This window comes from Vibrio sp. 397, from assembly GCF_033339395.1.
Lineage (GTDB): Bacteria > Pseudomonadota > Gammaproteobacteria > Enterobacterales > Vibrionaceae > Vibrio > Vibrio alginolyticus.
This window is the reverse complement of the sequence record NZ_JAWOUN010000001.1, coordinates 127,409-147,928: the sequence shown is the minus strand read 5'-3', so window position 1 is coordinate 147,928 and position 20,520 is coordinate 127,409. Positions and strand designations below refer to the sequence as shown.

The window sequence follows — 20,520 nt, the reverse complement described above, 5'->3', positions numbered from 1 at the left end:
GATGAAACTTGTCAAACGCTCCGACAGTGTGAGCAAAGAAACGAATCAGCTTGGCGTATCTCGTCGTGCATTCATGAAAAACACTTCGCTTGCCGCTGGTGGCGCAGTGGTTGGTGCTAGTCTATTCGCACCGGGAATGATGAAAAAAGCGCAAGCAAAATCAGTCGATCCAGAAGCGAAAACAGAAGTAAAACGTACTATCTGTTCTCACTGTTCAGTGGGTTGTGGTATTTACGCAGAAGTTCAAAATGGTGTTTGGACGGGTCAAGAGCCTGCATTCGACCACCCATTTAACGCCGGTGGTCACTGTGCAAAAGGCGCAGCACTGCGTGAACATGGTCACGGTGAGCGCCGTCTTAAATACCCAATGAAGCTTGAAAACGGTAAGTGGAAAAAGCTTTCTTGGGATCAAGCGATCGAAGAAATCGGTAACAAGGTGATGTACATCCGTAAAGAGTCCGGCCCTGATTCGGTTTACTTCTTGGGAAGCGCAAAGCACAGCAACGAACAAGCGTACTTGTTCCGCAAAATGGCATCACTTTGGGGTACGAACAACGTTGACCACCAAGCGCGTATTTGTCACTCAACAACCGTGGCTGGTGTAGCGAATACTTGGGGTTACGGTGCGATGACCAACTCTTTCAATGACATGCACAACTGTAAGTCGATGCTATTCATTGGTTCAAACCCAGCTGAAGCACACCCAGTAGCGATGCAGCACATTCTGATCGCAAAAGAGAAGAACAACTGTAAGATCGTCGTAGCGGATCCTCGTCGTACACGTACGGCAGCAAAATCGGATCACTATGTATCACTTCGTCCTGGTTCTGACGTAGCATTCATTTGGGGTGTGTTGTGGCACATCTTCGAAAACCAATGGGAAGATAAAGAGTTCATCCGTCAACGTGTATTCGGTATGGATGAGATCCGTGCTGAAGTGGCGAAGTGGACGCCAGCAGAAGTTGAGCGCGTAACAGGCGTAAGCGAAGAAGACGTTTACCAAACAGCAAAACTGCTTTCTGAAAATCGCCCAGGCTGTATTGTTTGGTGTATGGGTGGTACTCAGCATACTACTGGTAACAACAACACACGTGCTTACTGTGTGCTTGAGCTAGCGCTTGGTAACATTGGTAAATCAGGCGGCGGTGCAAACATCTTCCGTGGTCACGATAACGTACAAGGCGCAACCGACCTTGGCGTACTTTCTGACACGCTACCTGGCTACTACGGCCTTTCTGAAGGCGCTTGGCGTCATTGGTCAAAAGTGTGGGAAATCGATTACGAATGGATCAAAGGTCGTTTCGATGACAACGCTTACAGCGGTCAGAAACCAATGCACAGTGCAGGTATTCCTGTATCTCGTTGGGTTGATGGTGTACTGGAAAACAAAGACAACATTCGTCAACGCGAAAACATCCGTGCAATGTTCTACTGGGGACACGCAGTGAACTCTCAAACACGTGGTGTTGAGATGAAAAAAGCGATGCAGAAGTTGGACATGATGGTGATTGTGGACCCTTACCCAACGGTTGCTGCGGTAATGAACGACCGTACCGACGGCGTTTACCTGCTTCCTGCAACAACACAGTTTGAAACACACGGCAGCGTTACCGCATCTAACCGCTCTCTACAATGGCGTGATCAGGTGATTGAACCTTTGTTTGAATCAAAACCAGACCACGAAATCATGTACCTGCTTTCGAAGAAACTGGGCTATTCCGATCTTCTGTTCAAAAACATCCGTGTTGAAAACAACCAGCCGGTGATTGAAGACCTGACGCGTGAATTCAACAAAGGCATGTGGACGATTGGTTACACAGGCCAAAGCCCAGAGCGTTTGAAAGCGCACCAACAAAACTGGCATACGTTCCACAAAACCACATTGGAAGCGGAAGGTGGCCCTGTCAACGGTGAAACCTACGGTCTACCTTGGCCATGTTGGGGTACACCGGAAATGAAACACCCAGGTACACACATTCTGTACGATACGTCTAAGACGGTTGCAGAAGGTGGCGGTAACTTCCGTACGCGCTTTGGTGTGGAATTCGAAGGCAAAAGCCTTCTTGCAGAAGACAGTTATTCGAAAGGCTGTGAGATCAAAGACGGTTACCCAGAGTTCACTGACAAGTTATTGAAACAACTTGGTTGGTGGGACGACCTAACTGCTGAAGAGAAAGTGGCAGCAGAGGGTAAAAACTGGAAAACAGATCTGTCTGGCGGTATTCAGCGTGTCGCGATCAAGCACGGTTGTATTCCATTTGGTAACGCGAAAGCGCGTGCGATTGTTTGGACGTTCCCAGACCGTGTGCCACTGCATCGTGAACCACTGTACACACCACGTCGTGACCTTGTAACGGATTACCCAACTTGGGATGACAAAGATGCAATCTTCCGTGTTCCTACGTTGTATAAATCAATTCAAGAGCAAGACAAATCGGGCGAGTACCCAATCGTTCTGACTTCTGGCCGTCTGGTCGAATACGAAGGTGGTGGTGAAGAGACGCGTTCAAACCCTTGGCTTGCCGAGCTTCAACAAGAAATGTTTGTTGAAGTAAACCCGAAAGACGCGAACGATCTTGGCTTTAGAGATGGTGATGATGTTTGGGTTGAAGGTGCAGAGAAAGGACGAATCAAGGTGAAAGCGATGGTAACACGTCGTGTGAAACCTGGTTTGGCGTTCATTCCGTTCCACTTTGGTGGTAAGTTCGAAGGTGAAGACCTGCGTCCTAAATACCCAGAAGGTACACAGCCTTACGTTGTTGGCGAATCGGCTAACACGGCAACCACTTACGGTTACGACCCGGTTACCTTGATGCAGGAAACCAAAGTAACCCTATGTAACATTCGTAAAGCGTAAGGAGTCTGACCATGGCACGAATGAAATTTCTATGTGACACGAAACGCTGTATCGAGTGTAACGGCTGTGTTACTGCATGTAAGAACGAAAACGACGATGCGCTTGAATGGGGCATTCAACGTCGTCGTGTGGTAACACTAAACGACGGTGAAGCTGGTGAAAACTCTATCTCTGTTGCTTGTATGCACTGTACCGATGCACCTTGTATGGCAGTTTGTCCAGCTGATTGTTTCGAACATACCGAAGACGGCATCGTTCTTCACAATAAAGATCTGTGTATCGGTTGTGGTTACTGTTTGTTTGCTTGTCCGTTTGGCGCACCTCAATTTCCTAAACAAGAAGCGTTTGGTGAACGTGGCAAAATGGATAAATGTACTTTCTGCGCGGGCGGCCCAGAAACAGAGCCTGGCTCTGAGGAAGAACGTCAAAAATACGGTGCGAACCGTATCGCAGAAGGCAAGTTACCGATGTGTGCATCGCTTTGTTCAACTAAAGCGCTGCTTGCGGGTGACGCAGAGAAAGTCTCTGACATTTTCCGTCAACGTGTGGTAGAACGCGGCGCGAAAAACGCAGGTTGGACAGACGGAAACGATCTTTCTTACGATGCGACTAAAAGCTAAGTAAGGAGAGGCACATGTTAAACACGCTTAAACGTGCATCTCTAGCAATGCTGTCAATGATGACGGCATTGCTGCTGACTTTCGCAATGCCTGCTTCAGCAGAGGAACAATCTTCTAAAGTTATTCAACAGGAGATCACGCAACTCGCCGGGGCAGACTATTGGCGCGAAGTCAGAGAGGGGCAAGAAGGCTACACCACGTCTCAATCGCCAGAACATGGCGTATTGATCAGTAAACCTGGTGAGACTTGGTACATTCTAAAAGAGAAATGGATGTCTCCAGCGGGTGCTGTCGCGATTTTCGGCAGTATTGCAATGGTAATCATGGCTTACGTATTCGTTGGTCCTTTGATGCTTAGCAAGCCGCGTACTGGTAAAAAAATGAAGCGTTGGTCTCGTTTAGACCGCGCGCTTCACTGGTGTATGGCGTTTACATTCTTAACGCTGGCATTCAGTGGTTTGATGCTGGTTTACGGTAAGCACTTCTTAAAACCGTACGTTCCTACTGAGTTCTGGGGCTTTATCGTCATGTTGGCGAAGCAGTACCACAATTACATGGGACCATTGTTCTTCATTTTACTGATGCTCGTGCTCTTTAAATGGTGGCGCAAGTCGATTCCAAACATGACAGATGTTCGTTGGTTTATGAAAATGGGCGGCATGGTTGGTAAACACAAAGGCACACATCCGTCAGCTGGTTTCTCAAACGGTGGTGAGAAGGCAATCTATTGGTTGTTAATCTTCTTTGGTGCTATCGCGGCAGTGAGTGGCTTAGTTCTGGACTTTCCTATCTTTGGCCAAACTCGCCGTGACATGGAGCTTTCTAACTTAGTTCATGCGATTTCGGCGCTGATTCTAATCTGTGGCTTTATCTTCCACATCTATATTGGTCTATTCGGTATGGAAGGTGCGCTAGAAGGCATGGTGACAGGTGAAGTCGATGAAACATGGGCGAAAGAGCATCACGATCTTTGGTATGAAGAAGTGAAGTCCAAAGAAGCGATGGGTGAAACAGATACGGCACAAACGGAAGTAAAAGGAGCGAAAGCGAATGAACAAACATCATAACGGGATTTGGATTGCGTATATCCTGAGCTGTCTGACCCCGTTTACGTTTCTGATCTCAGGCGTTATCGCAATTATCTATGCGGGTTACCGATTAGATAAGGGAGAAGACAGCGACGTAGTGATTTCTCATTACTACGGTTTAATTCGCACCTTCTTTCTCTACCTGACGTTTTTTGTTGTGTTGATCGTCACCGTCGCGACTTCTAATGGTGTACTCGTTGGCGTGAGTGATTATTGGTTGCATAGTACTTTGCTTGAAACCATCGCTTACTTTATTCCTTGGGTAGGGATGGTGTTTGCTGCATTAGCCATCTTGGTGTGGTTTATGCGAATGTTTCAAGGGATGCAGCAACTGCTCAATAACCAACCACACAGACCATCGACAGGTCCAAACCTTTAATCAGTATTCTTTAAGCAAAACCGCCGTAATAGGCGGTTTTTTTGTTGCTGTTTTGTCTCAAATATGAAGCGTTGAGTCGCAGTGGTGATACTTGATGCAACTTATTGAGTGAATTTACGTAACTGGGCAGAAAATCATAGTTAAGTAAGAAACATGTAAAAAAATCGCGTCACGATGAGACATTAGTCTCACTCACGCTATTGTTCATTTACTCAGGATTCATCGTCCCGTTAAAGTACGCTGCGCTCAGAAATTCAAAGAGTTGCATACGTGAAAATTGCCATCAATACATTCAGTCTACGCATACAGAGGAATCTCTATCGGAGGATGTTTGATTAAGGCATCTTGCTCTCACAAATAAAAAGAGCGAAACGAGCATTAAATGATGCGGCAAGGTAAGAAAAGGACAAACACGTTACGGCTATGATCCCTCAATTCGTCATTCCTATCACGAATCGCTTTGGCGAAAGTTATCACTTCTCTGGTCAGTTACTTACTAGCGGCGAACCTAAAACATTCGTGACCAAACAAGAGGCAATAGAGTTTCTTGAGAGCTTTGGTGAGCTTGACCTTCGCTCTGTCGAGGACTTGTTCTATGCGATTGGTCAATTCAAGCCAAACATACCTGACGGTGAGCTTACTTCCCAACACTATAATTCAACGTTTGCCAATGCTTTGGTGAACGGTGACTTGCATGTCGCTCGAATTGTACCTACCGGCGAAAACTACGCACTCTCGTCAGCGGTTACGCCTCCACCGACTCAAAATACCGTCAATGCAAAACCATCGAAGGGAAAGGGGAAGTCGAATAAAAAGAGTGGCAGAAGTGCCGCATCCGCCAAGCCTCAGCAACAAAGCAGCGAAAAACATGAGAAAGCCGGTGATCCTGTATCGCTTGTGACGGGTGAAGAAATTCTCGAACTCTATGATATCGAGCTACAACAAGGCACTACTTGGCAGCGTACTTATCGCTCTTCGCAGTCGGATGTAAATCATGGAATGGGCTTTGGTTGGCGACATGCATTTCAGTTTGAATTACGCGAAAAGACGGACGAGAAAGACAATGTTATCGCTTGGGAGTTTGTTGACGATAAGGCCGATATCACAGAATTTGAGCCAGTAGATATTGGAGCAACAAGTTACCAGATATACGCTGGTGCGAGCTGTTATTTCCTAAATTCAGCAACTCGGATCGTGACGCTCGCTAGTGGGCATCAATATAGGTTTGAGCAAAAAGATGATCGCTGGCTTGTTAAACAAGTTAGAAATGGCACGTTTTCAACGTTTCAATTGCAGTATTCTCGAAACCATCGATTGATCGAGATCGCATATAACAAGCGTCCGGTTCTTGAATGTCAATATGATAAGCAAGGACGCCTTGTAGAACTGCTTAATGCAAAGTCCCAAAAAGTTCTGACAACTTATACCTATGATGAGCACGATGATTTGGTCAGTGCAACTAATCATTTAGGCTTAAAGGAACAGTATCAATACCGCGGCCATTTAATTGTTAAGCGTGTACGACCAACTGGCTTTACTCATTATTTTGAATGGGATGGCGAAGGTGCTAACGCGAAATGCATCAGGAACGTTGGGGACGCAGGAATTTATGACTATCGCTTCCATTATCAGGGAAATCATTCTTCTTATTCTGACTCGTTAGATCATCAATGGTCTTTCTTGCATGACGAGCAGGGTAACTTACTCGAGAAAATAAGCCCCACAGGTAGAACTTGGCGATGGCAATATGATGAATTAGGACGAAAAGCACAAGCTATCTATCCTGATCAGTCAACGGTCAATCATCAATATAATCAGCATGGTCAATTAGTTTCTAAGTTTCATTCCTCTGGCAAAGAAATTCAATATGGTTATGACGGCTTAGGTAAGTTAGTTAAAACGGTTTCACCTGACGGGGATATCGAGAAGGCTTACTACAATAGCCTCGGTCAAAGAGTTTGGGATACCGATCAGTTCGGCTGTGTCACGGAATATGATTACGATAAACACGGTCAAGTCGTCAAAAAAGAGTCTGAAGATGGTAAGAAAAGTCAGTGGTGGTGGGATGAACAACAAAGACTTATCGCGAATGAAATAGACGGTACATTACTTCGTTATAGCTACAATGAAGAAGATTTAGTGAATGGCGTTGCTTATCCCGATGGGTGTATTGCTCAACTCGCTTATGATCAATTTGGCAGGCGTACGTCAGTTCGTTATTTTAACGACGAAGACAAAGTCGGTTATAGCGAAGAATATTCTTACGATGAGCACAGTCGTGTTGCTCAGATTCGAACGCCAGCAGGCATTACCTCGTATCAATGGGGAGCACTCGCGCAACAAGAAGCAGTCATCTTTCCCGATGGCAGCCATATTTCTTACGAGTACGATCAACAACGTAACCTGACTAAATTAGTTCGGAGTGACGGCTTAGAGTTCGAATTCCTGTATGACGATGAAGGCCAGCTATCAGGAACTGTTGGGTTTGATAATCTACACAGCCAATTTGATTATGACGATATGGGGCGCATCCATCGTAAGCAAGTCGCCGATAGGACCGTGCTGTACCGCTATGACGCTGCGGGTTATCTCAAGCACGTCAAAGCAGGAAATGGTCGCAGTATTGTAGAGAACCACTTCAATTATACGCTTGGTGGGCGACTTACTTTCGCATCCAATCGCCATCACACATTGCAATACCAATACTCTTCATTCGGGCATTTAACAAAGCGAATTCAAGGTCAGTTTGAGATAGCGCAGGAGTTTAACAGAGTTGGCCAACGCGTATCTCAGGTACTGCCAGATAATACGGAGCTGAGCTTCTCTTATGATCGATATGGGCGTTTTTCAGCGATTCGATTTGGAAACCTAGATTTACCTCAAATCAAATTTCATTACGATGAAATGGGACGAGTTTCCCAAATTGAAACGGCACATTTTAATGAGCGCATCATTTATGATGGTGTTGGTCGTTTGGTCGAACAACATTGGCCTGATAGAGAGAAAAAGTACGTTTACAATGCGCAAAACCGTATTTCATCAATCATTGATAATACGGCAGGAGCAACGCACTATCAGTACGATACCTTAGGGCAACTGAAACGAGTCAATGCTTCCGGAGAAGTGACTAAATTTGAATACGATAGTTTTGGCAATCCTACTTTGCCATCTTCAGAGGTATTCGCTGATCGTATTGAAGTACACGATGGTGTCCGGTTCAAATATGACGCGCAAGGAAACCAGACAAAACGTGAGGGGCAAGGACATGTTCAGACTCGCGTATTTGATGCGTTAAATCAGCTCATTGAAGTTCACACCGACGATGGCATCAGTCAATATGAATATGATGCATTAGGGCGCAGGACGAAGAAAATTACACAACAAGGCGTTACGGAGTTCTTGTGGGAAGGGGAACGTTTAATTGGTGAACGCTCTTCATGTGCTTTCCGCTGGTACCTATATCAACCAGAAACCTACACGCCAGTGGCACTGCTAGAAAATGACGTTATTTATTGGTACCAGTGCGATCAAGTTGGTAAACCAGAGCGACTGATCGATTGCGAGGGGAATGTTGTATGGAGTGCCAGCTACGATGCTCATGGCTTTGCTCATGTACATATTGAAAAAGTAGTAAATCCACTGCGTTTTCAAGGGCAGTACTTCGATCAAGAAACCGACTTACACTACAACCTCGCTCGGTATTACGATCCTAAGCTAGGACGCTTTATCCAACAAGATCCGATATCTATTGCTGGTGGCATTAACCATTACCAATATGCAGTCAATCCTATCCAGTGGATTGATCCAACAGGTTTCCTTTGTGAAGAAGGGCTAAAACGCTTGGGTCAAATGTTGGCAGCGTATCAGGCGCAAAGCGATGTCCCCCAAGAGGTTTGCGATCAGATTTTAGAAGCTGCAAAAGAGTCATCCGTCGGAGAAGATGGCGTTCGCTCGCAAGTCAAAATCCGAAAACCCAATGGTAAAAACAATATTCGATATGAATACGATTTAGACCATATTGATTGTGAGAAGAACGAGATTACTTTTTATCGTCATATCAATCATTCAGATGGCACCAGACACGAAGTGCAGTATGTTGTTGGGATTGAGGAGTTTGTAAATGCGCATGTTTTTGACTCAGAGAAAGTTGGTGGAGAGGAAGGTTGCACGATCTTCACTGAAGATCTTGTGCTGAATAAAGCAGAGTATAAAGAAAACTCAGAACTCAATATGAGTGATTATGAGCTAACAGAAAGAAACAAAGCAAAAATTGATGAATGCTTGAAAGAGCGTCAAGAGGCAATGGACGCTCGATCTGGCGAAGAGGGATATAACGCTCAAATTGGTAATATTAACCAACAGTCTGCAAAAATAGGTGAGTTGGCCGCGGATGACTTTGTCCGGAGTAAACGTCCTAATGCTAAGCTGCTTCATCCCAAAGATATTGGAACCTCAATTTCGAAGCCGGGCGACTTTGATATGGTTTACAAGGTGGAAGAGCCACCACCAGGCGAAATTATAATTGTTGAGGCTAAAGGTGGCAGCAGTTCGCTCGGTAGCCGTAAAATTGGCAATGAAGCATATCAACAAGGGACAAGCAAATATGCGGCGGAAATCGTTAAATTAATGTCTGAACAAAAAGCTGGTACAACAGAAAGAGCTGCTGCAGACGAAATTACATCAGCAGTGCAAGATGATATTCCAGTCAGGTATTTACATACCCAAGCAGAAATTGATGCTTCAGATGGCGTATCTAAAGTGAATGTAAAAGAGTTTGATATTAGCCTCGAAGAATTAGGTTAAGGGAAGTAAAGTTAGTATGAAAAAGATAAATAGAAAAGCAGCCTACGAGTTGAATACTGAGGAACTTAATTACTATACAAAACAAATAGAAAAAAACTTAGAGAAAAGAAAACATCGTATCACAATAAAGCGAGAAAACTTGATATATCTAACAGACGGGGTTTGGGAGCAAGTTAGGTTATATACTTTATTTCCAGTGTCTGAACTAAATGACCGAATAGGAACGCTGCGTCTATTTGAAGCCTCGATAATGCAAGCTAGCTATCATCGACTGGCTCAAAAACCTGAAAGCTCTTTGACGGTTAAGGTACCTGATCATCCTGAAATAACTTGGAAAGGCGAAGGTATTTTAAAAACAGGTTTCATTTGCCCCTCAATGTGGCTAGATGCGTATTTTACCTCTGTCATCGTTCGTGATAAACCTAGCATGGACGTATTGGCAAACTTTCCTATTTCTTTGATGAGACAGAGCTCTACCAAAGCGGGTGAGCTGTCTTATATGCTAGTAGACGTCATTCAGTCGTTCCACAATCGCACATCAGATTATCCTGATAAGCTGGTTTCAGCAATGGACGCGGCGGTAGCTCAAGGAGATAACTGGGCGTTGGAAATTGCGATGGGGATCCTAGAAACCTTCGCAGCGCTCACTACTAATATTGGTTATGATTTTGAGGAAGCGCTCGTTAAAAACCTACAGTTCCAAGAGAAATATCATCTTAGAGAATTAGGACCAGATAGGATAGGCATCAGAACTTTTATCAACTTCCCTCTGCTTGGCATGGCTTGCATGTGGTACGACAAAGGCAACCGTCTATCTGTTGAAACTGGTTGGCTTCCTCCCTATCTTGTCGAAGGACGTTGGTTAGAAGATGTAAAAGCAGGGAAGATCACTCGATAAACCCCTTTAGTTAGCAATTCAGTATATAAGCCACCTCTCATGAGGTGGCTTTTACGTTTTGTTGAGCTATATGGTGCGCATTATGTTGGTGCACTAAAACCATATTGGTGCACTTATTAGCGTGTTAAGCACCATTTCAAGAATGCGTAGTTTTATTAAAGTTCATACAAAACAATAAATTAAAGTGTAAGTGTTAGAAATGTAAATTGTGGAATGAGAATTGCTCTGTTAGACGCTCTATAAATTAAGTTCACCAAATTGGTGATGAGCCTAACTTTGATGCACAGGATAAGTGCGCTACAGATCAACGGAGACAATCATAATGAGTGTAACTGCCAATCAGGTACACGGCGCTGTACAAACTCTCACGCAAAGTTCCGACACACTTTTCTTACTACTTGGCGCAATCATGGTTTTTTTGATGCATGCTGGTTTTGCTTTTCTTGAAGTAGGAACCGTGCGCCAAAAGAACCAAGTTAATGCTTTAGTTAAAATCTTGGCCGATTTCGGTATTTCCGCCATTGCGTATTTTTTCATTGGATACTGGGTCGCTTATGGCGGCACCTTCTTTGCCGATGCAGAGACGTTATCTCAAGGCAATGGTTACGAGTTGGTGAAGTTCTTTTTCTTGCTGACTTTCGCTGCAGCGATTCCTGCTATTGTTTCTGGTGGTATTGCAGAACGAGCTCGTTTTTATCCGATTCTAATCGCAACATTTTTCACTGTCGGCATCGTATACCCGTTATTTGAGGGAATGATCTGGAACGGAAACTTTGGTGTTCAAGCTTGGTTTGAAAATACCTTTGGTTATGGCTTCCACGATTTTGCAGGTTCAGTCGTTGTGCATGGTGTTGGCGGCTGGATAGCGCTTGTTGCCGTCGTGTTTTTGGGCATGAGAAAAGGCAGAGTTCGAGCAGGAAAGCACACCAACTTTGCACCTTCGAATATTCCATTTTTGGCCTTGGGAGCTTGGATCTTATGTGTGGGGTGGTTTGGCTTCAACGTCATGTCAGCTCAAACTGTGTCAGGCATAAGTGGCTTGGTGGCTATGAACTCATTGATGGCAATGGTCGGAGGCATTGTCGCGTCATTGTTGGCTGGTAAGAATGACCCTGGCTTTATTCATAACGGCCCACTGGCTGGCTTGGTTGCTGTATGTGCGGGCTCAGACTTAATGCATCCTATCGGTGCTTTAGTGACAGGTGCGATTGCTGGCGTGCTATTTGTTTATCTTTTTACCCACCTACAAAACAAAACCAAGATTGATGATGTGCTGGGTGTCTGGCCTTTACACGGTGTATGTGGCGCTTGGGGTGGTATTGCCGCTGGGGTTTTTGGTCAAAGCGCATTGGGTGGGCTAGGTGGCGTGAGCATTATCGTTCAGCTTCTAGGAACGCTTTTGGGCCTTTCCATCGCAGCGCTTGGTGCACTTGTAGTCTACGGTGCGATTAATACCAGTATGGGACTGAGGCTTTCAGAAGAAGACGAATTCAATGGCGCTGACCTAGCCATTCATAAAATATCTTCGACCAACGAGGATTGAGGCCAATATGGGAGCGGCATAAAGCCGCTCTTTTAGCAATTGTCTTTCTTGGCTTGGCCCGGAGGACAGAAATTACCATTACCTCGATGGTCATCATCATTGGTGCTGACTCTTACCTTTACATCATCGACTTCGCCTTCAACATTGGTAAGTTGACAGCCTGCCAAAGTCAGAAGCAATGTAAACGTTAGAGATACTTGTCTCATTGCTGTTCCTCTTAAATTGTAATTCTAATAGTGACCATTACGACTATGGTCTAATCCATATTACTACTGTTGCTATTCTTTCAGTGTTAAGCTAATGAAAAAACAGCAAGGATGAGTTATGAATTTCCCTTATAGAAATATTGTAGTACTTACTGGTGCAGGTATCTCGGCCGAATCTGGTATTCAAACATTTCGTGCGCAAGATGGCCTATGGGAGAATCACCGTATCGAAGATGTAGCAACGCCTGAAGGGTTTGCTCGCGATCCGGACCTTGTTCAAGACTTTTACAACCAACGCCGCAAGAAACTTCAAGATAATGCGATAAAGCCTAATGCAGCGCATGAAGCATTAGGTCGTTTAGAGGCTGAGTTAGAAGGTAAAGTGACGGTCATCACTCAAAATATAGACAACCTTCACGAAAGAGGCGGCAGTCAGAATGTGATTCACATGCATGGTGAGTTGCTCAAGGCGCGCTGTAGTGAATCTAACCAAGTAGTAGAGCACAATGAGGACATTAAGACAGGCGAACTTTGTCACTGTTGTCAGATCCCTTCACAAATGCGACCACATATTGTTTGGTTTGGTGAAATGCCACTGCGAATGGGTGATATCTACGCGTCATTAGAAGAAGCAGATTTGTTTATTTCTATTGGGACTTCTGGCGTTGTGTATCCCGCAGCAGGTTTTGTTCATGATGCAAAAATGCACGGCGCACATACCATTGAAATTAACCTAGAACCTAGTGCGGTAGAAAGTGAATTTGAGGAAAAACGCTACGGAAAAGCAAGCGTTGAGGTTCCAAAATTAGTTGACGAGATACTGGCTCTAGAAGGAAAAGAAAGAGCGTAATAACTTCAACAGGAAGAGTGTTTGTCTTGTCATTAAGAACAAAAAAGCGGCTCATGAGCCGCTTTTTCATATCTTTAAAACTAACGAATTAGTTGTTCACTTTTAGCTTTTGGAAGTACTCATCGTACATTACGCTCGCTTCGCCAACTTCATCTTGCCAAGTACCGCTGTCCATCACTTCTTGTGGTGGGAAGATGCTTGGATCATTAGCAAATTCTTTCGGTAGCAGATCGTGTGCCGTTTTAACTGGCGTAGGATAACCAATCTCTAGTGCAATCTTAGCTGCGTTCTCAGGACGTAGTAGGAAATCGATCATCTTATGAGCTGCGTCAACGTTCTTCGCACCAGCTGGAATTGCTAGGCTGTCCATCCAGAAGATAGTGCCTTTTTCTGGCCAGATGATGTCGATGTTCGCACCTTCTTGACGAGCCATGTATGCAGAACCGTTCCAAAGCATGCCTAGTGAAACTTCACCCGCAAGGTAGGGGTTTGCAGGAAAGTCTGAGTTAAATACTAATACGTTTGGCATTAGCTTTTTCAGTTCTTCGTAAGCGGCTTTGATTTCTTCTGGGTTAGTCGTGTTTGGTGAGTAACCAAGCTTAGTCAATGCAATGTGGAATACTTCGCGAGAATCATCCATCAGCATTAGTTGACCTTCCCACTTACTATCCCAAAAATCATCCCACTTAGTAACCGATGATTTGTCTAGCATGTCAGCATTGATACCAATACCGGTCGCACCCCAAATGTATGGGATAGAGTAGTTGTTGTTCGGATCGAACGGTTTGTTTAGGAAGTTAGTATCAAGATCGGCAAAATGAGATAATTTCTCTTTGTCGATCTGTTGTAGCATGCCTTCTTTACGCATTTTAGAGACGAAATAGGTAGACGGTACTACCAAGTCGTAACCAGAACCTTGAGTTTTTAGTTTTGCGTACATACTCTCGTTAGATTCGTATGTAGAGTAAATAACTTTGATTCCGGTTTCTTTTGTAAAGTCTTCAAGAACTTCGTTTGGAATGTATTCCGACCAGTTGTAGAAATACAGTTCTTGATCAGCAGCCATTGCAGGGGTAGCGATGAGCGTCGCTGCACATAGAGCGCTTGCGTAGAATTTACTTTTCATTTGTTTTCCGTTTTGTTTCGCGATTGGACAAGTCAATACTAGCTGGAGTTATCGAGTTGAGCCAAATCGCAGTAAGCACAAATATGTTCATTTAGCTTGAATATCGTTGTCTCCTTGTTATGAGACGATAAATCTATGATACCAAGACAAATAAACCTAGCAACGCGCGATTATATCAGCCTAAGACAAAAATAGGCAGCGTATTGCTGCCTATTTTCCTATGGTTGATGACTTGTTACACAAGCTAGATTATTGTCCCGCTTTCAGCTTGAGGAAATAATCTTCGTACTTAACGGTTAGATCACCAACCGCATCTTGCCATTCAACACGGTCAAGGTCTTCTTGAGAAGGGAACAGTGGGGCAACGTCTTTAAACTTAGCATTCGATTCTTCCACCGCCGTTAGGTAGCCAGTATCACGAGAGATTTGCTCTGCGATTTCTGGGCGCAGTAGGAAGTCAATCATCTTGTGAGCGGCTTCTACGTTCTTCGCACCGGAAGAGATAGCGAAGTTATCAACCCAGCCGATACCGCCTTCTTTAGGAAAAACGAGTTTAAGGTTCAGGCCTTCACTTTGTGCCGCTGCGGCGCTACCGTTCCAAAGCATACCAACGCCCACTTCACCAGACATGTAAGGTGCGCCAGGGTTGTCAGAGTTGAAAACTAAAACGTTAGGCATCAACTTTTGTAGCTCAGCGTACGCTTCATCGATTTGCTTAGGGTCTTTTGAGTTACCTGAGTAGCCAAGTTTACGCAGAGCGATATGGAACACTTCACGAGTGTCGTCCATCAACATTACTTGACCTTCAAGCTCAGGCTTCCATAGGTCAGCCCAGCTTTGGAAGTCGTTTGGATCGTACATATCTGCGTTAACCGCTAGGCCTGTAATCGCAACAACGTGTGGGATAGAGTAGTCGTTACTTGGATCGTAAGGCTTGTCTAGGTAGTTTTTATCTAGGTTGCCGAAGTTTTTCAGCTTAGTCTTATCGATCTTTTGTAGCATGCCTTCGTCACGCATCTTCGCCACGAAGTACGTTGAAGGTACTACTAGGTCATAACCTTGGTTATGAGTTTTTAGCTTTGCATACAAAGTTTCGTTCGACTCGTAAGTCGAGTAGATCACTTTGATGCCAGTTTCTTTAGTAAATTGCTCTAGGATATTACTGTTGATGTAAGGACCCCAGTTCATAAATACTAGTTCTTTATCATCCGCTGTCGCTGTACCAGAGAACAGAGAAAGCGCACATGCACTACCAGCTAATAGAGTAGCCCATTTTTTCATTGACGTTAGCTCCAAACCAAACGTTGTCCAATTTTGGACGATAGATAGAAAAACAGAATGGCATGTAACCATTCTGTTTCGTGATGTTAACAGGTGCGGATTCTACTTCACTTTTTCTCTTGCTAGCAACTGAGAAATTACTACCAAGACCAAAGAAACAATCAACATCACCGTTGCTAGGGCGTTAACTTCCGGTGAAATGCCCACCTTAACCATTGAGTAAATCTTCAATGGCAAGATTTCGTATGTTGGACCCGTTACAAACGAGCTGATGATCACATCGTCCAAAGACAAGGTAAAGCTCAATAGCCAACCTGCGGCAACCGCTGGTTTAGCGAGAGGAAGGATGATCTGTTTCAAGATAACCCACTCGCTTGCACCAAGGTCTTTTGCTGCTTCCAACATTTTCACATCAAAGCCATTTAAGCGGCTGTATACAGTTACCACAACGAATGGTAGACAAAAGGTGATGTGAGCAATCAATAGTGTAAAGAAGCCAAGCTGTGCGCCTAATACTAGGAACAGAGCAAGTAATGAAATCGCCATTACAATATCGGGAGACATCATCACGACAAACAGCATGCCGTTTACCGCACCTTTACCTTTGAACGAGTAACGGAATAGGGCAACGGCCGTTAAGCTACCAATGATGGTTGCTGCTGTCGCTGAGAATACCGCTACGTTCAATGAATGCCATGCAGCTTGCATTAGGCTGTCGTTATTTACTAAGGTTTCGTACCATTTCGTGGTGAAACCACCCCATTTCATACCAAATTTGTTGGCATTAAATGAGTTAACAATTAAGACGATGATTGGCAGATACAAAAATGCATACACCAGCGCCATAAAGCTAAATCTAACTGTGCGTCCCATTAGTCTAGCTCCACTTTCTTATTCAATAGTTTGCCTGCTCTGTAGTAAGCGTAAAGCATCACAGCCATTGCGAAGGTGAGGGCGATACTGGTCGCAGCACCAAATGGCCAGTCACGAGCGTTCAATACTTGGCTCTTAATAACGTTACCAATCAGTAGGTTCTTCGCACCACCAAGAAGGTCAGAGATGTAGAACATACCTAGTGCTGGTAGCAGAACCAACAAACAACCACCGATAATGCCAGGCATTGTAAGAGGTAGAATCACTTTCGTAATGGTTTGGAACTTGTTAGCACCAAGATCTTTCGCCGCCTCGATATAAGTGTTGTCCAACTTCTCGATTGCCGAGTAAAGCGGCAGAATCATAAATGGAAGCAGGATGTACACAAGACCAATCATTACTGCTGTTTCGGTGTACATAATACGTAATGGCTTATCGATGATTTCCATCGCCATTAATGATTTGTTCAAAATACCTTGTGTACCCAGAACAATCTTCAGGCCGTAAGTACGGATAAGAGAGTTTGTCCAAAAAGGTACGATAACTAAGAACAACATGAATGGGCGCCATTTCTCTGGCATTTTCGCTATGATGTAAGCAAATGGGTAACCAATTACTAAACACAACAACGTCGCCACAATCGCCATGTAGAACGAGTGCATCAGCACTTTCGCATACAAGGGGTCGAGTAGACGTAAGTAGTTGTCGAAAGTAAATGTCATTTCGATTAAGTTTGCTTCATCACGCGTTAAGAAACTCGTACCGATAATCATCACATTTGGTACCAACACGAAAAGTGTTAACCAACCGACGATTAAGGTAATGATCGCGTTTTGAAGATTAATCTTCTTGCTTATCATTGAGGACTACCTCCCAGCTCTCAACCCAAGTGATAGCGACTTTCTGGCCAAGTGAGTGGTCCACATCAGGATCATCTTCGTTAAAGAATTCGCTAACCATTACACGCATGCCCGAATCCAATTGGATAACTGAATCAAGCGTCATACCTTTATAGGTACGCTCTGTTACGTGACCTACGATGCCTTTTTCTTCAGACTCTTTGATCTCTTCGATACGTAGGTCTTCTGGGCGAAGTAGTACTTGCAGTTTTTCACCTGCTTGCGCTTCCTGATCGTAGTAAACAACAGACTCGACACCTTCGATTTCTGCACGGATACGTTTCTCGTCGATACGCTCTAGCATGGTTGCGTTGAATACGTTGATCTCACCGATAAAGCGAGCAACAAATAGGTTCTTCGGCTCTTCGTAAATCTCACGTGGAGAACCATCCTGCTCGATAACACCGTCGCGCATAACAATAATGCGGTCAGACATCGATAGGGCTTCTTCCTGATCGTGCGTAACGAAGATAAAGGTAATACCAAGTTGACGCTGAAGCTGTTTAAGCTCGATTTGCATTTGCTTACGCAGTTTGTAATCAAGTGCAGATAGAGATTCATCTAGCAGCAGTACTTTTGGTTTGTTAACAACCGCACGCGCAATGGCGATACGTTGTTGCTGACCACCAGAAAGCTGATGAGGCTTACGCTGTGCCATTTTTTCTAGGCGCACCATGCGTAGCGCTTCCATTACTCGTGGTTCAATGTCCGCAGTAGGTGTTTTCTGCATACGAAGACCAAAAGCGACATTCTCATATACGGTCATGTGTGGAAACAATGCGTAACTTTGAAATACCGTGTTGACGTGCCTTTGCTCTGCAGGAACCTGTGTTACATCCTGGTCATCCAAAATAATTTGACCGTTATCTGCCGTTTCAAAACCTGCAATCATGCGTAAAACTGTTGTCTTACCACAACCAGAAGGCCCGAGAATCGTCAGAAATTCACCATGATTAACATCCAGATTTAAATTACCGATGATTTCCTTACCATCGAAACTTTTACTAATACCAGATAAACGAATAACTGGCTTTCCTGCTTGCGGTTTTGCGTTCAACGTCTGTATTTCCCCCACGTTCAAGCCGGGATTATCCCAGCTGATGTGACACTAACCATTCACTTTTGAGGCGCGCATCATAATCACCAAAAGTGTGAAATTAAAGCATTTTCTTATCTTGAAACAGAAATAATTTTGCAGGAAAAAGCCATCATTCCTTACCATACTGTTTTTATGAGATTAATTGGCATCTAGACACAGTTTGATAGCACTAAACTTTGTTCAACAATTGTTTCAATTTCATGACCTTGAAAGTGGTTAATTATCAACCATACAGTTGAGATTGCAAGGATTGTAGGTGAGTTGTGATGTTAGATGTGGAAAGATTTCTTTATAATGACGATTACATTAATTGACTGGAATTCCAGTCAAAATTTTACAAGTTAGTCTTGGATAAACTATGAACGACGATTTTGAGAAAGATTTCAATCTTGGGGGGAGTGTAGAGCGAGCTTTGTCTGGCAACTACGAGCTTAAAGCTGGCGCGGTTTTTAACGAAGCTTGGCGAGCAACCATCCAGCACTTTTTATCATTTTCTCCTGCCATTATTGTATTGCTTTTTGTCCAGTTAGGTATTTTCTATATTGCATTAAAACTGCAGTTGGGCGATTTAAGCGTTATTCTTGATGCATTTGAGAACCCAGAGTCGTTCACAAACGATATTGTGTCTTCTATTTATGTCGCGAATTTCAGTTATGAGGTGATTAGCGCACCAATTTATGCGGGGATCAGCTTGATGGCTATGAGCCATGTCGCTGGCCTGAAGACTAAGTTGCGCCATGTTGGAAAGGGGTTGCAGTTCACCATTCCTGTTATTCTAGCAACGCTCATGAGCTTAATGCTACAAGGTGTGGTTGGTATGATTTTTCCTTTACTGTCGCTGTATCTTTCCTTGGCATTTAGTCACTCTATTTTGTTGATTTGTGAGAAAAGGGTGCCACCAATGCAAGCGTTGCTGTTATCACTTCGCGCAATCAACAAGAAGATTTTTGTGGTCGCGGGGCTTTACTTAGGCGTGATGTTAATGTTTATTATTGCAGCAATGTTCTACGGTATTGGCTTGATTTTTGTGCTGCCATTCTTCTTCCATTTGAAAGGCATACTCTACCGCGAAATGTTTGGAATTAAGCTTAAGATCGTTACAACACAAAAAAACGATAATGATCACGATGGTAACTCACAGGTGTTTGATGCCTAATTATTTGAAATCAATAAGTTTACGAGTGGCGGCAACCTGTATAGCCGCCACTTTCATTTCTATAGGCCCATATTTACACTACGAGAAACAGTTTAAATATGTGGAAAATCCTGACGTACTCTCTGGCAAGATTAAGCATGTCGATTTATCACACTTGCCATACATCGGTGATATCCCAGACTTCAATTCAATAAAAGATACGAAAGAGAAAAAAGCTGCTTTTTTTGATTTTTTAAGGCCTAAAATTGCTCTTGAGAATCAACGAATTCGTCATGAGCGGGCCTTTCTTACCTCTTTAAAGGTGGGACAAGTGACGCAAGAACAACAAGAGTATGCTCAGCGGTTATCATCTCTGTATTCGTTGCCCTTGAGTAACGATAAGATTGATCAAGCATGGCTAGACGAGATGCTTGTGAGAGTGAACGTCTTACCAGAAGCGTTGGTTCTAACTCAAGCGGCAAATGAATCTGCGTGGGGCACTTCTCGTTTTGCTACTCAAGCAAACAACTTGTTCGGCCAATGGTGTTATAAAAAGGGCTGTGGAATTGTTCCAGCGCAACGTGGCGCTAACAAAGTTCATGAAGTTGAAAAATTCGATTCTGTACAACAGTCTGTTCATGGCTACTTTATGAATGTTAATCGAAACCCAGCGTATGCAGACCTGCGTGAAATCAGAACATCTCTGGCTGAAAAGAACAAGGGCTTGTTAACGGTCGCAACCGCGTCAGAGTTAACGCATGGGTTGCTAGCCTATTCTGAACGTGGCATCGCCTATGTACACGATCTTCGCGCTATGATTCGTCATAACAACGCCTACTGGACGCAATAAAATAACGGATAAA

At 44.0% G+C, this 20,520-nt stretch carries 16 protein-coding genes; 10 read left to right on the top strand and 6 right to left on the bottom strand.

All coding sequences use genetic code 11. From position 1 onward, the window contains the following. Window position 1: 1 nt before the first annotated feature. The 7 genes from R7P36_RS00720 (at window position 2) to R7P36_RS00690 (ending at window position 12,188) form a co-directional block, all read left to right on the top strand. Window positions 2–2,857 (top strand): formate dehydrogenase subunit alpha, encoded by a 2,856-nt coding sequence (locus tag R7P36_RS00720; protein WP_213899360.1) that lies wholly within the window; start codon window positions 2–4, stop codon window positions 2,855–2,857. A gap of 11 nt (window positions 2,858–2,868) precedes the next feature. Then, window positions 2,869–3,477: a formate dehydrogenase FDH3 subunit beta gene (fdh3B, locus tag R7P36_RS00715; protein ID WP_005377536.1), complete on the top strand. Its 609-nt coding sequence runs from the start codon at window positions 2,869–2,871 to the stop codon at window positions 3,475–3,477. Window positions 3,478–3,491: 14 nt separating this feature from the next. Beyond that, window positions 3,492–4,544: a formate dehydrogenase subunit gamma gene (locus tag R7P36_RS00710; RefSeq protein ID WP_213899361.1), complete on the top strand. Its 1,053-nt coding sequence runs from the start codon at window positions 3,492–3,494 to the stop codon at window positions 4,542–4,544. After that, window positions 4,528–4,944, top strand: coding sequence for a hypothetical protein (locus R7P36_RS00705; protein WP_213899362.1), 417 nt, complete (start codon window positions 4,528–4,530; stop codon window positions 4,942–4,944). The genes R7P36_RS00710 and R7P36_RS00705 overlap by 17 nt, the downstream gene beginning before the upstream one ends. A gap of 423 nt (window positions 4,945–5,367) precedes the next feature. Further along, window positions 5,368–9,747: an RHS repeat-associated core domain-containing protein gene (locus tag R7P36_RS00700; RefSeq protein WP_318121986.1), complete on the top strand. Its 4,380-nt coding sequence runs from the start codon at window positions 5,368–5,370 to the stop codon at window positions 9,745–9,747. A gap of 16 nt (window positions 9,748–9,763) precedes the next feature. After that, window positions 9,764–10,645, top strand: coding sequence for an immunity 49 family protein (locus tag R7P36_RS00695; protein ID WP_053307099.1), 882 nt, complete (start codon window positions 9,764–9,766; stop codon window positions 10,643–10,645). A 322-nt stretch (window positions 10,646–10,967) separates the two neighbouring features. After that, window positions 10,968–12,188 carry an ammonium transporter gene (locus tag R7P36_RS00690; RefSeq protein WP_213899364.1) on the top strand — a complete coding sequence of 407 codons (1,221 nt, stop codon included), beginning with the start codon at window positions 10,968–10,970 and terminating at the stop codon, window positions 12,186–12,188. 32 nt (window positions 12,189–12,220) lie between these two features. Here R7P36_RS00690 and R7P36_RS00685 read toward each other — a convergent pair whose 3' ends face one another. Beyond that, entirely contained in the window at window positions 12,221–12,394 is a 174-nt protein-coding gene (locus R7P36_RS00685; protein WP_005377524.1) for a hypothetical protein, read from the bottom strand. Between the two features lie 118 nt (window positions 12,395–12,512). Between R7P36_RS00685 and cobB the strand changes: the two genes are divergently transcribed. Then, a complete protein-coding gene (gene cobB, locus R7P36_RS00680) occupies window positions 12,513–13,244 on the top strand; it encodes a Sir2 family NAD+-dependent deacetylase (RefSeq protein WP_005377522.1) in 732 nt (243 codons plus the stop codon). Window positions 13,245–13,332: 88 nt separating this feature from the next. Here cobB and R7P36_RS00675 read toward each other — a convergent pair whose 3' ends face one another. The 5 genes from R7P36_RS00675 to potA all read right to left on the bottom strand — a co-directional run bounded on the left by R7P36_RS00675 (window position 13,333) and on the right by potA (window position 18,480). Next, window positions 13,333–14,370 (bottom strand): extracellular solute-binding protein, encoded by a 1,038-nt coding sequence (locus R7P36_RS00675; RefSeq protein ID WP_025766646.1) that lies wholly within the window; start codon window positions 14,368–14,370, stop codon window positions 13,333–13,335. A 249-nt stretch (window positions 14,371–14,619) separates the two neighbouring features. Further along, complete coding sequence (locus R7P36_RS00670) at window positions 14,620–15,651, bottom strand: extracellular solute-binding protein (protein ID WP_017634902.1); 1,032 nt, start codon at window positions 15,649–15,651, stop codon at window positions 14,620–14,622. A gap of 102 nt (window positions 15,652–15,753) precedes the next feature. Further along, window positions 15,754–16,524 (bottom strand): spermidine/putrescine ABC transporter permease PotC, encoded by a 771-nt coding sequence (gene potC, locus R7P36_RS00665; protein WP_005389180.1) that lies wholly within the window; start codon window positions 16,522–16,524, stop codon window positions 15,754–15,756. Continuing rightward, entirely contained in the window at window positions 16,524–17,384 is an 861-nt protein-coding gene (gene potB / locus R7P36_RS00660) for a spermidine/putrescine ABC transporter permease PotB (protein ID WP_005377512.1), read from the bottom strand. Before potB ends, potC begins: the two co-directional genes overlap by 1 nt. Next, window positions 17,365–18,480: a spermidine/putrescine ABC transporter ATP-binding protein PotA gene (gene potA / locus R7P36_RS00655; protein WP_017634901.1), complete on the bottom strand. Its 1,116-nt coding sequence runs from the start codon at window positions 18,478–18,480 to the stop codon at window positions 17,365–17,367. The genes potB and potA overlap by 20 nt, the downstream gene beginning before the upstream one ends. A 400-nt stretch (window positions 18,481–18,880) precedes the next feature. Here potA and R7P36_RS00650 point away from each other — a divergent pair, with 400 nt between their 5' ends. Next, window positions 18,881–19,678 (top strand): hypothetical protein, encoded by a 798-nt coding sequence (locus R7P36_RS00650; protein ID WP_005389175.1) that lies wholly within the window; start codon window positions 18,881–18,883, stop codon window positions 19,676–19,678. Beyond that, window positions 19,671–20,507, top strand: a complete 837-nt coding sequence (locus R7P36_RS00645) for a glucosaminidase domain-containing protein (protein WP_213896472.1) — start codon at window positions 19,671–19,673, stop codon at window positions 20,505–20,507. Before R7P36_RS00650 ends, R7P36_RS00645 begins: the two co-directional genes overlap by 8 nt. Window positions 20,508–20,520: the final 13 nt, after the last annotated feature.